Here is a 13,670-nt window from a genome sequence, read left to right on the forward strand (position 1 = left end):
GAGGTTTAAATGAATAAAGTAAAACAAAGTGTAGATGAGTTTATAGAGTGGCTTGATAGCTTGACTTATAGATTTGGGGATTTTGTCTTTTAACATCTAATTGAGGGATTATCTTATATCCCCTCTTTTAGGTGTTAGGCTTGTTTCCTTTGCCTAGCACCGAATGGTATATATTCGTTGTTTGCTTATTACCCCTTAATAAGACAAAGAACTTTTTTCTTGAAATGATTAGATTAAAATCAAGTTTGATTTTGTGTGCCAATCAAACACTTTTTAGAGGACACTATATCAGCTAGTGTCCTTGTGAAGGTGTTTAGCTTTTAGCTTTGCACCGTAGCATAATATGCTCTTTATAAAGTAAAACGAAATAGTTGCCCTTTTGGGTTAAATCCTTAACAGTGTAAAGAAAAATGTTGCCCTTTTGGGGTTAATCAAATTTTATTAATTTTTCACATTTAATTTATGTCGAGTCTGTTTTTCTCAATTCAGAGATTTAACCCATACTTAGCCAAAGTATGATTTGTTAGTTACTACTTATTTTTTGTCTATAAAAGGGATTTTTTTGAATGCTCTTTTATAGATTGCGAGAGTAAGAGTCGCCAGCTCTTGCTCTTTTATTTAAATTCAAGATTATGTGTAGGACATTTATGTCCCCAACATCAATGTTGGAGACATAGTTTTGAATTTGAGTAAATAAAAGTATTCAGAAAGGATTGCTATGCAAGCTTCATTATTTGATACGGATACTATTCCTATGATTGAAACCAAAGCTTCTTTTCAAAAAGAAAATAAGTGGTTCGAGCCTTGGGATAGTTTAGCTCAGTGGGCAAGTGTTCAATCTGTAGATTTTGTAGCTAGTAACTATTTTCATTCATTGCTAAAAGTTGGGGATAAAGTAAAAGTTGATATGTCTAGATTTAAAGACTCATATTACTGGGGAAAGTCATATCACAACAAAACAGGAGTTATAAAGTATTTAGGAATTAGTTCTGCAGATGTACTCTTTGAAGAAGAAAAACCAGTATATATGAATACTGAAGATATTTGTGAAGTTAATGGTAAAAAGTTTAAATACCAAGATTGTATTCCAACTATAAATAAAATGATAAATGATGAAAAGGTAAAAACATGAGTCAAAACCCAATAAAACTAATCGACCCAACACATGGTTATCTAAAAATATTTAATACTTTCAATATAGATGAAATAAAAAAAGAGTCTATAACATTAAATGATATGCAACTTATACCAGGACAAAAAACATCTTTAAATAACTTCTTTGATGAAGAGGTTGAATTTCTTGGTATTCATGATGGATATATGCAGTTCAAAGTTGGTGAATGCAATGACCTTTTTAGTGAAGTTTGGTGCAATGAATTTAAAAAGATAGATGAAAAAAGAATTTGCACCTCATATTCAAGAGGAACTGTAAGAGATTATATATTTAAAAATGGAGTTTGGAAATGAGTGCAAACCCAACCATAAGTAAGAACTGGATTAAAAAGAAGTATTGGGAAGAAGAAAAAACAGCTGAGGAAATGGCAGCTATGAGAAAAGTAAAAACCTCTTATGTTCAAGCTTTGATTTCTAAATACAATCTAACTAAAAAGAAAAATGGCATAAAAAGAAAAGGCAAAAAAGGCTACAAAATGCCTGAGTCTGAAAAAGATAAGCATAAAGCTCAACCTCATGCTAAACCAATAAATGTATTTAAAGTTGAAAGTAAAGCATTTGTAGGAACATACAGAAGTATTGCTCATGCTGCAAATGAACTAGGATTGTTAAGAACTCATATAAAAGATTGTTTGAATCCTTGTAAGCCTAGATGGTCTTCCAAAGGCTACACCTTTGAACATAGAAAGTATAAAGGTGAAATCATAATTGAGAGAAGAATGAATCTTGATTTTACTGTGGAATTTGAAAAAGTCTGTGTTGGATTAACTTCAAAACTTCCTGACTATCCATACCAGGAAAGAATCCAACACTATAACAACAAGCTTGCAAAAGTTTGGGAAGAACTAATAAAGAAAGGTAAATTATGAGTACTTTAGAGTTTGCAACAAATATGAGTCCAAGTAAGATATTGAAAGCTCATATAAAAAGAGAGCTTCTAGTAAACAATAAATACGCGCAAGGTTTCTATAAAGGTTTAATTAGTTGCTTGCTGGTGCAAGGTTTTATAACAAATTCAAGTTTTAATAGATTGGATAGATTAATAGATCATTATGAAGCAAAATTATTTGAAAAGGGAAATCATGTTAAATGAAGTACTTAGACTAACAAAAGGCAACTTTTCAAATGTATTCAAAAAAAAGAAACATTTGTGCAGCAGCTGCATAAATAAAAGAATATGTGACTGGGCTAATTATGGTCAAATGAATACACCTGTTCATAAGTGTGATGAATGGAAAGAGGTATAGTAATCATGGAAGTTCATAATAATTGTCAGCCAACTGGATTTTTTGATTCACTTGAAAAAGAGGTTTATGAAGGTGATTTTTTAGTAAAAAATGAGGGATATTCTTCGGAAGGTATATATTTAGTTGTAAGAAGCATGACATCATACTTATTTGAGGTAGCACCTTTTACAATGAAACTAGTTCGAAGTGGAAATAAAAAATACAATGGTTTTTTTATTAGTAGACTTGCTATTGATAATTCATTTAGAGTTATTGGAAATATTGCTCAAGACTATATTTTATATAACGCACTCATTAAGAATAGCAATAGAAAAGAACGATTGTTTTCTATTCAAAAGAGAATAGAAAATTATAAAGTGGGGAGAGTAAGATGAGCGAAAAAATCAAAGATAAAATAGAAAAACTCTTAAATCTTTCAATGAGTGACAATGAGCATGAAGCAAAACTTGCACTTGAAAGAGCTTTAAAACTTATGAATGAACATAATATAACAAAAGATGAAGTTTATCGTCAAAACTTTGTAAGTAAAGAATTTGATATGAATTATAAAAGACTACCCGATTGGGTGGTAACTCTTTATGATTTAATGACAACTGTTTCAGGTTGTAAATTCACTTGGAAAAGAAATTATATGAACTCTGATTATGTTCAAAGAGGAAGAATTACAGGAAGAGAAAGGGATGTTGAAAATGCTCAATATTTAATTAGTTTTTTATTGAGAGAAATTGATAAGAAATCAGCTGTTTATAAAAAAGAAATTCAGGAAGTTTACACAACTAAATATTTAAGAATTTTGATGAAGTCTTATAAAAAAGGAATTGTTGAAAGTGTCTTTGCTAGGCTTATGGAACAACACAAAGTCTTTTTTAACGAACAAGCAAAAGGAACTGATTTAGTTTGTGTTGATTTAGAAACTAAACTTAAAGATGCAAAAGCATTTCTTGAAGAACTACTTGATAATAAGCCTAAAACGCATACTTCAAAAGCTCAATACGAAAAAAGAGGCATTAAAGATGGAATGAATGATGGTGAAAAAATTGAACTTAATCAAGCAGTTTCAAAGCAAGATGAAGTTAGACAAATTGGGGTTAAAAATGAAAGACATATATAAGGACACATTTATATTTAAAGTATGTAATGAACTTGGAATTGATATTAAAGAACTTGCTTTAATTTTAAATAAAACTAATAAATGTATAGAAAATTGGAGAAAAGATGAAAGCAACATTCCTGCAAGAGAAAAACAATATTTAAAACTATTACTTGAAAACAATTCTTTAAAAAATGAAATTAGAAGAATGGAGAAGCATAAAGTTCTATTAAGTGAGAATATTGATTCAAATGAATTTGGGGCAAGCAAAATAGATATAGCAGTCAAAAATGGTGTTCTAAAAAGACTTTGTAAGTACAAGATAATACTAGAAGAGGTATAACAAAATGAAAACTCATAAAAAAGGTTTAGATTGTGGCACTTGTCACAGATTAGAAACTGAAAACAACAATGAAGTTACTTGTAAAAAATGTCTTAGACTTATTGCAGATGATAAGCCAAGCAAGTTATATGAAGTTAGTTTTAATGTTATAGAGAATCTTTTTATTGAAGCTCCTACAGCTTCAAAAGCAATATATAAAGCTTTTAAAATGTTTTACTATGATGGTGAAGCTTGTGAAAGCATTGGTGAACAGTTTAGAGTTTTTAGAGCATATGACAAACCAAAAGCTTCTTTATGTAAAGACTCTAATCAGAAAAGAACTCTAACATATGAAGAAGAGCATGAGTTGATTAAAAAAGAAACTCTGAAAAAAGCAGATAAATTTAACGCTAAATATCCAGTTGGTACAGATGTTTTGTTTCAAGGTGATGGCAAAGATAGCGTAGTAGTTACACAAACTAGAAGCAAAGCAACAGCTTATGATTCGTACATGACTATATTCCTTGAGGGGGTAAGTGGTAGCTATAAATTAGATGATAGGTTTGTTAGAGTTTTAACAGATGAAAATATGAATTTAGAAAGATTGAGGGATTAAATCATGAGTGCAGCAATCGCAACAAAAGAAGATTTTGATAAGTTCCAAAGAACTATAGTTAAAATGTTAAAAGAAGTAAATAATTCTACTCAAAAAGAATGGCTAACAAAAGAAGAGTGTTTATCTTTATATGGTATCAAAGATAGAACACTCACAGAATTAAGACAAACTAGGAAAGTTGTATTTAGTAAAGTTGGTAATACATGTATCTATAAACATGATAGTATTATTGAACTAATTGAAGAAAACAAAATTGAGGCTATGAGTCACTAGGCTTATATGCCTCAAATAAACTATCTACAACATTTTTCACACTATCTCTATGAACTTTTGAATATCTTTGAGTCATATTTGCAGTCGTATGACCAAGAGTCTTTCCTACAACTTCTAAAGTAAATCCATTATTTACTCCATATCCCCCTACTACATGTCTTAAATCATGCATATTAAGATTTGCAAGACCTGTAGCAATCCTGATTTTATTCCAATGATAATCCATACCACATTTACCTATTGTTTGCCCAGGTTTAACACTTGATTCAAATACAAGACCACTTTCTTTTATTCCATACTCTTTTAAAGCTTCTATTAATGTATCAGTTAAACTATATTGAAATGTTTTATTAATTTTAGAGATTTTACTATCAATAGTATATATATTGTTATGAAAATCAATATCTTCCCATCTTATGTTTAAAACCTCACCTTTTCTTCTACCATGCAACAACCAAATAAATATTGTTCTGATTTTTATATCTTTATATTTAAAAATTGCTTCAAACAGCTTTTTATTTTCATCTTCTGTTAATTCAATAACTCTTGTATTATCAAATTTAGGAATTTTTATTGCTCTTCCAATATTTTCTATATTCTTTATGCCCAGTTCAGGAAGAAATTTATAAATAGCTACAATTATCTCTTTTATAGATTTTGCAGTTTGAGGAGCTCTTCCTGAATCTAAAATATCATTTATAATCTTTTGGCACATGGCAGTTGTAATATCTTTTGGTTGTTTACTTCCTATTACATCTTTTAAATACTTATGATAATTCTTTTCACTTGCATATAAATATGTATCAGTAACAGTATTTTTTCTTAATTCTAAATATTCTTTAAATAGATCATTTAAATTTTTTTTGATATTTTTCAAAGAATGGCCACTTTCTAACTCTTCTAAAATATCAAGTCTTAATTTATTTGCTGTCTTTAAATTTAAATTTGGTTCTTTTCCTAATGTTTTAGTTGTATCTCTACCATTTTTATATATTCTTGCAACATAAACTTTTTTACCATTTTTATCTATTCTATAATATAAACCATCATATTTTGTCTTAGTTAAAGCCATATTTTTCCTTCACCGTGTTAAAAATGAACCGTGTCAAGTTTTTGACACGGAGTTTAACACGGTTATAGTTGTAATTGTATGTAATTCAATGTAATATTATAATGGTATATTTTTTAATAAAGGCTTATTTTGTAAGTGTTTGTAAGTCATTGTAAAGTTATAAGGTAAACCAATAAGCCGAGTTCTGTTTTTAAGACAATAATTTATCTAGTTAGCAAATTACTTAGCTAATCTTGCGAAGACCAAAAATGTGAAGTAAATACCGGGTCTTCTTGCTGCTGGTTGGGTTTACAAAGCACTTAAGATTACTCAAAAGTCTGGTGAGCTCTTACCTCACCGTTTCACCATCACCGATAAATCGGCTGTCTACTCTCTGTTGCACTATCCCTTAGGTTACCCTAGCCATTCTCTAAATGGAACCATACCTCACTGCAGCCCGGACTTTCCTCTTGAACTTATGTTCAAGCTATTGTCTGGTTTACCTTAAAGAGGCGAAATTATATCCAATTTTTCTTAAACTTTATTTTCTTATGATGTCATAATAATCAGGAGCTGTAAATTTAAAAATATTATCTTCTATTTTATCATTTATTATAGAGTCACTAAATTTGATAGTTACACTATTTTCTAGTCTATCTTTATATGAAATAGTATCTATTTTATTCTCTTCATTTGAAGTTCTTATAAGATAGTCTACATTTTGATAGTTTGCTAAAAAGCTGTTTTTTTCTACTTCTTTTGCACCTTGTAAAAGTCTGATGATATTTACTTCTGTTTCTAAAGTAGTATAAATAGCTTGTTCTAGCTCTGGTTCGTCAATAATTGCGAAGTTATTTAAAACATAAACATTTTTTATGATTGGTGTTTTGTATCTCCATAAAATCTTTCCATCTTTTTTTATAAAAACGGCACCTTTATACTCTATAGTTTTTCCTGTTGTTGATTTAATACTTTGAGTAAAATCTGATTTGAATGTATCTAATTTTTCTATATTAATCGAAGCATTTGAAACTAATGTGAAACCAATTAGAAACAATCCTATTTTATAAAACATACTTTAACCTTTTTTTCTATATAATCTTAGGGATTATAACAAAAAGGAATTAATTTTATGTTTAATGTTTTTTCAAAGATTTTTGGTACTCGAAATGATAGAGAAGTAAAACAATATAGAAAAAGAGCTGAAGCTATTAATGCCTTAGAAAGTAAATACGAAAGCTTAAGCGATGAAGAATTACAAGACAATTTCAACGAGTTAAAAAAACAAGTACAAGAAGAGAATAGATCACTAGATGAAGTACTAAACGATGCCTTTGCCATGACAAGAGAGGCTAGTAAAAGAGTTCTTAATATGAGACCTTACGATGTACAGTTAGTAGGTGCTATGGTACTTCATGAAGGTAGAATTGCAGAGATGAAAACAGGTGAAGGTAAAACTTTAGTTGGTTCACTTGTAGTTTCATTAAATGCCTTAAGTGGTAAAGGTGTGCACGTAGTTACTGTAAATGACTACCTTGCATCAAGAGATGCAGCAGAACTAGAACCATTATACAACTTCCTAGGATATAGCGTTGGAGCTATTACTGGTGATATTAGAGATGATGGACTAAGAAGAGAACAATATATTTCTGATATTACTTACGGTACAAACAATGAATTTGGTTTTGACTACCTAAGAGATAACATGGTTTTAGACATCAATGAAAAAGTTCAAAGAGAACATAACTTCGTAATCGTAGATGAAGTTGACTCGATTTTAATTGATGAAGCTAGAACTCCTTTGATTATTAGTGGACCTACAAATCACAAAAACTCTAACTATTTAAAAGCAAATGAAATTGCTTTAGGATTAGAAAGAGGTGAAGTTATTGAGTCAAAAGATCCAACAGAAAAAGTTAAAACTACTGGTGACTATACAGTAGATGAAAAAAACAAATCTGTTTCATTAACAGAGCAAGGTATAGAAAAAGCAGAAGAACTTTTTGAAGTTGAGAATCTATACTCTTTAGAAAATGCTATGTTATCACATAGTTTAGACCAAGCTTTAAAAGCAAACTATATTTTTGAAAAAGATGTAGATTATGTTGTAAAAGACAATCAAGTTATAATCGTAGATGAATTTACTGGAAGATTAAGTGAAGGTAGAAGATTTAGTGAAGGTTTACACCAAGCTTTAGAAGCTAAAGAAAATGTATCTATTCAAGAAGAATCTCAAACTTTAGCAGATATTACATTCCAAAATTACTTTAGAATGTATGATAAATTAGCAGGTATGACAGGTACAGCTCAAACAGAAGCAACTGAATTCGCAGAAATTTATAGCTTAGATGTTGTATCAATTCCTACAAATGTTGAAATTCAAAGAATAGATAAAAATGACTTAATCTATAAAAGTGAAAGAGAAAAATTTGAAGCAGTATGTAACAGAATTAAAGAGTTACATGAAAAAGGACAACCAGTTCTTGTTGGTACTGCATCAATTGAAAAATCAGAAGCATTACATAAAATTTTAAAAGACAAAAAAATTCCTCATACAATCTTAAATGCAAAACAGCATGAAAAAGAAGGTAAGATTATTGCAGATGCAGGACAAAGAGGTGCTGTAACTATTGCTACAAACATGGCAGGTAGAGGAGTTGATATTAAATTAACTCAAGAGATTTTAGACCTTGGTGGTTTAGTTATCTTAGGTACAGAAAGACATGAGTCAAGAAGAATTGATAATCAGTTAAGAGGTAGAGCAGGACGTCAAGGTGATGTTGGTGAATCACAATTCTTCTTATCACTTGAAGATAACTTACTTAGAATCTTTGGTTCAGATAAAATCGCTGGTATCATGGAAAGAGTTGGTATTGAAGAAGGTGAGCATATCGAATCAAGAATGGTTACAAGAGCCGTTGAAAATGCACAGAAAAAAGTAGAATCAATGCACTTTGAAAGTAGAAAACATCTACTTGAATATGATGATGTAGCAAATGAGCAAAGAAAAGTAATCTACTCGTTTAGAAATGACCTTTTAAAACCTGATTATGATATTGATTCAAAACTTGAAGAAAATAGAGCTGAATATATTGCAAATATTTTAGCTGGTGCTGAAATTATAGATGGTATGCCATCAGAAGATTACAACTATGATTATATTCTTGCGAAATTCAAAGAAGAGTTACACTTAGTAGTGAAACTAGAAGATATTCAATCAGATTCTTATGAAGAATTAGAACAAAATTTAATCTCTATCATCAAAGAAGTTTATGAGAAAAAAATGTCAATAGCAGCTCCTGAACAAAAGTCAGAGATTGAAAGAGTACTTTACTTACAAATCTTAGATAATGCATGGAGAGAGCATTTATACTCTATGGATACTTTAAAAACAGGTATTGGGCTTAGAGGTTATAACCAAAAAGACCCTCTTGTTGAATATAAAAAAGAATCATATAATATGTTTATTGAATTAATCTCAAATATCAAAAATGAGATTATCAAGATTCTATTTACAGTACAACTTCAATCAAATGAAGATACACAAAAAGAACAAGAAGCTCTAAATAAAATGAAAGAGCAAATGGAAGAGGTAAATGAAGGTGCTATTACAAACGTAGAAGAAGAAAAAATCTTCGCAAATGACAAAAAAATAGCAAGAAATGACCCTTGTCCTTGTGGTTCAGGTAAAAAGTATAAACAATGTCATGGAAAAAGCGGACCTAAAAGAGGTTTAGCAGCAGGTAATTAATTTGAATAAAAAGTTAATTAACTTTATTGTAAAGAAATACCTAAGATTTGATAAGAAAAACCCTTTTATTTCTATAAGTGCCATTTTGGCATTTATAGGGGTTTCTATTGGTGTTATGGTTCTTATTTTATCTATGGCTATTATGAATGGAACAGCAAAAGAGTTTGAAAAAAAACTTTTTACTATGAATTATCCTCTTACTATTTATTCTAAATTCCAAAATGGTTTAGATGAAAGTATCTTAAATCAACTTCAAGAAAAACATCCAAACTTAATGTTTTCACCATATATTTCATCACAAGCTATTATTCAAAGTGGTGATACTATGAGTGGTGGTATGATTTTTGGTGTAGTACCACAAAAAGAAGCCAAGATAAACTCTATTTATAAAGATGCCTTAGGTGATTTAGAACTTAGAAAGTACGATATTATAACAGGTCAAGGAATTAGTGATAAGTTATATCTAAATAAAGGCTCTAAAGCTACTTTATATTTTACAGATTTAAATCCAACTGGTTTTTCAATGATTCCAAAAATGAAAAGATTTACTTTTCAAGAGTCATTTAGATCAGGTTTAAATGCCTACGATAAAGCATATATGTATACATCTATTGAAGCTTTAAGAACTCTTCTTAAAAGAGAAGAAGGAAGCTATGATGGTATTCATGTATATTCAAAAGATGCCTTTAAAGATATAAAACTAATTGAAAAAGATTTAGAAGGTACAGGTGCAGGTGTTATTGGATGGTGGCAACAAAATGGAAACTTTTTTGCAGCTATGAAGATGGAAAAAACAGCTTTATTTATAGTTTTAATGCTTATTATTTTAGTAGCTTCATTAAATATCATTTCTTCCCTTCTTATGACTGTAATGAGTAGAAGAAAAGAAATAGCCCTACTTTTATCAATGGGAGCAAGTGAAAAAGAGATAAAATCAATCTTTTTAAGACTTGGTACTATCATTGGTTTTTCAGGTATTTTATGTGGTGTTGCTTTAGGTTTTATAGGTTATTGGGTTTTAGATACCTTTGATATTGTATCACTTCCTGCTGATGTTTATGGATCAGCAAAACTTCCACTTGATTTAGCTACAAGTGATTTTGTATCTATTCTTGTTGGTGCTGTAGTTATTGTACTTATTTCATCATATTACCCTGCTTCAAAAGCAACAAAAATTGATGTAATTGATGTACTTAGAAACGAATAGAAGTAACAAATACTTCATTCGTTTTATTTTGGAATTATTAAGTTAAAAGTGGTTCCTACTTTTTCTTTACTCTCACAAGTAATTGTTCCCTCTAGTTTTGTAGTAACTAAGTTATACACTATACTAAGCCCTAATCCACTTCCTCCACTATCTCTGCTCGTAGTATAAAAAGGATTAAAGATTTTAGATAAATTCTCTTTTTTTATTCCTTTTCCATAATCTTTAAAAGCTATCATAATACTATCTTGATTTTGATCAACTATTATATCAATACTATTTTCCTCATCTCTTTCATAAGCATGTTTTAAACTATTCATGATTAGATTTGTAAAAATTTGAGAATATACACCAGCATAACTATTAATAGAAATATCTTTTTTACAGTCAATATTTATTTTAACTTTGGTTTTTTTTGTGATATTATTTAAACTTATAAGTATCTCTTCTAAATACTCGCAAAGATTAAACTCTCTTTTTTCATCACTTGATTGATCAACTGCAACTTGTTTGAAACTTCTAACTAACTGGGCTGTTTTTTCAAGATTAAGATTTATTGTTTTTGATAATTCATTTGATGTTTGAATAAATTCTTCAAACTCTTCTTCACTTAAGTTTCCATCCTTATAATCTTTTTCAAGCTTACTTGCCATTGACATAAAGTGTGTGATACCTGTAAGAGATAAACCTACAGGAGTATTTATCTCATGTGCAACTCCAGCAACTAATTCCCCTAAACTAGCCATTTTTTCTGATTCTATTAAGTTTTCTTGTGTTCTTTTTAACTCATCCATTGAATCTTTTAACTCTTTTGTTCTTAGCTCAACTTTTTGTTCTAATGTTTCATTTAAAACTTTTATCTCTTCTTGAGCTTTTTTTCTAGCTTCAATTTCTTCATCTCTTTGATTTACTTTCTCTTCAAGTTGTGAATAATGCTCTGTTAAAAGCTTCTCTTTTTCTTTGAAATAGTTAATTTTTTCACTAAACTGTTCAGGTGTAATTTTCATATCTTTTAAAATTTTTGCATATACATTTGAAAGACTTATACTTTCTTCTTCTGTAAAAATTTCACTGTTTTTTAATACACTATAAGCCCCAGCAGTTCCAAGGGTTCCTGCTAAAATCTTTTCAATATGAGCATAAGTTTTTGATAACTGTAAAATATTCATTTTTTCTTTTTTATATAATTTAAACTCTTTTTTTAACTTTAATAAAATCATACTTGTTTTACGAGAGCTAAAATAGTCTGATAAAATAGCCTCATATATTTTCATCTTTTCTTTAACTATAATACTATCTTCTAATTGACCTTTATAATGATTTTGCTCTTTATTTTCTAAAATATTTATAAAGTCAATTGCTACTTTTGTTTCAATTTGTGTTGATTTATTAAGTAATGAAAAGATTATGTATGCACTAATATTAAATATCATACTAAATAAAACAGCGTGGGGAATAGAACTAAAACTATCTAATCCAAATAAAGCAGTAGGCTTTAAACTTTCAATTCCAAATAATCCTTTATCTATAATATACGATGAAATCCATTGACTTTTTTCAAATTGAGGAATAATTAATGTATAAAACCACACAGTAAAACCTGTAATCAAAGCAGCTAAGGCACCTTTTTTATTTGCTCTTTCCCAAAATAGACCTCCTAAAATAATAGGAGCAAACTGTAAAATTGCAGTAAAAGAAATAAGCCCAATATTAACTATTAAATTTGTTTTTGAAACAAAAAGATAAAACAAGTAACTCAAATATATAATTAAAGTTACTATAATCCATCTAATAAAAAGTAGCCTTTTCTTTAAAAAGCCTAGTCTTCTACTTGATTGAATTAATGGTAAGACAAAATAGTTGCTAACCATAATAGCCATTGCCATAGAAGTAATCATTATCATACTAGTTGATGCTGAAAAGCCACCAATAAATGCAATTAACGCCAGTATTGGTTTATTCATATCTAAAGGAATAGTAAGAACATAAAAATCACTTAATGTATGATCTGTGGATATAAGCTCCCCTGCTAAAGCAATTGGTATTGTAAAAAAAGTAATTAATAAAAGGTATAAAGGAAACACCCACATTGCTGTTTTAATATGGCTTATATCAGAGTTCTCAACAACACTAATATGAAATTGTCTTGGTAGAAACATTACAGCAAACATTGATAGTATTAAAATACTTATCCAAGAAGAGTAGTCAACTCCAACACTTGAATTAATTTGTTTAAATAATCCATTAGATGAAGCCTCATCTAATATGCTAGAAATATCTGGAAATAAAAAAAATGATACAAAAATACCAATAATTAAAATAGCAATCAATTTTACTATTGATTCAATGGCAACAATAAAAACCATACCAAAGTGCCGTTCTGAGGGGTCAAGTTTTCTTAGTCCAAATATTATTGTAAAAAATGTCATTAAAAAAACTATAAGTAAACCAATACTATCAGTACTAGTATTTTCATTTACAAAATTTGAATGATGATTGATAGTTAAAATATCAATAGATTGTATTATAGCTTTTAGCTGAATAGAGATATAAGGGATTATTCCCACAAGTGTACCAAAACTAACTATTGCACCAATTAGCATAGATTTATCATATCTTACTGAAATCAAATCTGCTAAACTTGTCACTTTATATCTGTTTTTAATTTTAATCAATCTTTGAAGAATTATAGGCCATAAAAATATAATAAGTGTAGGTCCTAAATATACAGCTAAAAATATAATACCACTACTTGTAACCTTCCCAACACTACCATAATATGTCCAAGCAGTACAGTAAATAGCTAAAGATAATGAGTATAAATATGCTCTTGTTTGAGATGAGAAATTAAATCTTTTATTTTCAAGAAAATAAGCAAAAATAAAAAGAATTAACATATAACTAGAAAATATAGTTATTACTTCATATAATTCAAACATAATA

14 protein-coding genes and 1 other RNA gene are annotated in these 13,670 nt (G+C 29.0%); 11 read left to right on the forward strand and 4 right to left on the reverse strand.

Translation table 11 applies throughout. From position 1 onward, the window contains the following. The first annotated feature begins 718 nt into the window (after positions 1 to 718). From NJU99_RS09035 to NJU99_RS09075, 9 genes are all read left to right on the forward strand, one after another. Complete coding sequence (locus NJU99_RS09035; RefSeq protein WP_254575592.1) at positions 719 to 1,132, forward strand: hypothetical protein; 414 nt, start codon at positions 719 to 721, stop codon at positions 1,130 to 1,132. After that, positions 1,129 to 1,467 (forward strand): hypothetical protein, encoded by a 339-nt coding sequence (locus NJU99_RS09040; protein ID WP_254575593.1) that lies wholly within the window; start codon positions 1,129 to 1,131, stop codon positions 1,465 to 1,467. Before NJU99_RS09035 ends, NJU99_RS09040 begins: the two co-directional genes overlap by 4 nt. Continuing rightward, a complete protein-coding gene (locus NJU99_RS09045; RefSeq protein ID WP_254575594.1) occupies positions 1,464 to 2,042 on the forward strand; it encodes a hypothetical protein in 579 nt (192 codons plus the stop codon). Before NJU99_RS09040 ends, NJU99_RS09045 begins: the two co-directional genes overlap by 4 nt. Next, complete coding sequence (locus tag NJU99_RS09050; RefSeq protein WP_254575595.1) at positions 2,039 to 2,266, forward strand: hypothetical protein; 228 nt, start codon at positions 2,039 to 2,041, stop codon at positions 2,264 to 2,266. Before NJU99_RS09045 ends, NJU99_RS09050 begins: the two co-directional genes overlap by 4 nt. Before the next feature lie 138 nt (positions 2,267 to 2,404). Continuing rightward, entirely contained in the window at positions 2,405 to 2,794 is a 390-nt protein-coding gene (locus NJU99_RS09055) for a hypothetical protein (RefSeq protein WP_254575596.1), read from the forward strand. After that, positions 2,791 to 3,531, forward strand: a complete 741-nt coding sequence (locus NJU99_RS09060) for a DUF2786 domain-containing protein (protein WP_254575597.1) — start codon at positions 2,791 to 2,793, stop codon at positions 3,529 to 3,531. Before NJU99_RS09055 ends, NJU99_RS09060 begins: the two co-directional genes overlap by 4 nt. After that, on the forward strand, positions 3,515 to 3,853 hold the full coding sequence (locus NJU99_RS09065) for a hypothetical protein (RefSeq protein ID WP_254575598.1): 339 nt from the start codon (positions 3,515 to 3,517) through the stop codon (positions 3,851 to 3,853). Before NJU99_RS09060 ends, NJU99_RS09065 begins: the two co-directional genes overlap by 17 nt. Positions 3,854 to 3,857: 4 nt before the next feature. Next, positions 3,858 to 4,448: a hypothetical protein gene (locus NJU99_RS09070; protein WP_254575599.1), complete on the forward strand. Its 591-nt coding sequence runs from the start codon at positions 3,858 to 3,860 to the stop codon at positions 4,446 to 4,448. 3 nt (positions 4,449 to 4,451) lie between these two features. Continuing rightward, complete coding sequence (locus NJU99_RS09075; RefSeq protein ID WP_254575600.1) at positions 4,452 to 4,721, forward strand: helix-turn-helix domain-containing protein; 270 nt, start codon at positions 4,452 to 4,454, stop codon at positions 4,719 to 4,721. Here NJU99_RS09075 and NJU99_RS09080 read toward each other — a convergent pair. From NJU99_RS09080 to lolA, 3 genes are all read right to left on the reverse strand, one after another. Then, positions 4,708 to 5,793 carry a site-specific integrase gene (locus NJU99_RS09080; protein ID WP_254575601.1) on the reverse strand — a complete coding sequence of 362 codons (1,086 nt, stop codon included), beginning with the start codon at positions 5,791 to 5,793 and terminating at the stop codon, positions 4,708 to 4,710. The two genes, NJU99_RS09075 and NJU99_RS09080, sit on opposite strands and share 14 nt — an antisense overlap. A 157-nt stretch (positions 5,794 to 5,950) precedes the next feature. Continuing rightward, positions 5,951 to 6,278, reverse strand: an RNA gene (gene rnpB / locus NJU99_RS09085) — RNase P RNA component class A. A 35-nt stretch (positions 6,279 to 6,313) separates the two neighbouring features. Next, entirely contained in the window at positions 6,314 to 6,847 is a 534-nt protein-coding gene (lolA, locus tag NJU99_RS09090; protein ID WP_254575602.1) for a LolA-like outer membrane lipoprotein chaperone, read from the reverse strand. Between the two features lie 57 nt (positions 6,848 to 6,904). On the opposite strand from lolA, the gene secA reads away from it, so the two are divergent. Beyond that, complete coding sequence (gene secA, locus NJU99_RS09095; protein ID WP_254575603.1) at positions 6,905 to 9,523, forward strand: preprotein translocase subunit SecA; 2,619 nt, start codon at positions 6,905 to 6,907, stop codon at positions 9,521 to 9,523. Between the two features lies 1 nt (position 9,524). After that, positions 9,525 to 10,730, forward strand: coding sequence for an ABC transporter permease (locus tag NJU99_RS09100; protein WP_254575604.1), 1,206 nt, complete (start codon positions 9,525 to 9,527; stop codon positions 10,728 to 10,730). Positions 10,731 to 10,753: 23 nt separating this feature from the next. Here NJU99_RS09100 and NJU99_RS09105 read toward each other — a convergent pair whose 3' ends face one another. Beyond that, positions 10,754 to 13,666 carry a sodium:solute symporter family transporter gene (locus NJU99_RS09105; RefSeq protein ID WP_254575605.1) on the reverse strand — a complete coding sequence of 971 codons (2,913 nt, stop codon included), beginning with the start codon at positions 13,664 to 13,666 and terminating at the stop codon, positions 10,754 to 10,756. Positions 13,667 to 13,670: the final 4 nt, after the last annotated feature.

The organism is Arcobacter roscoffensis (assembly GCF_024267655.1).
Classification (GTDB): domain Bacteria; phylum Campylobacterota; class Campylobacteria; order Campylobacterales; family Arcobacteraceae; genus Arcobacter_B; species Arcobacter_B roscoffensis.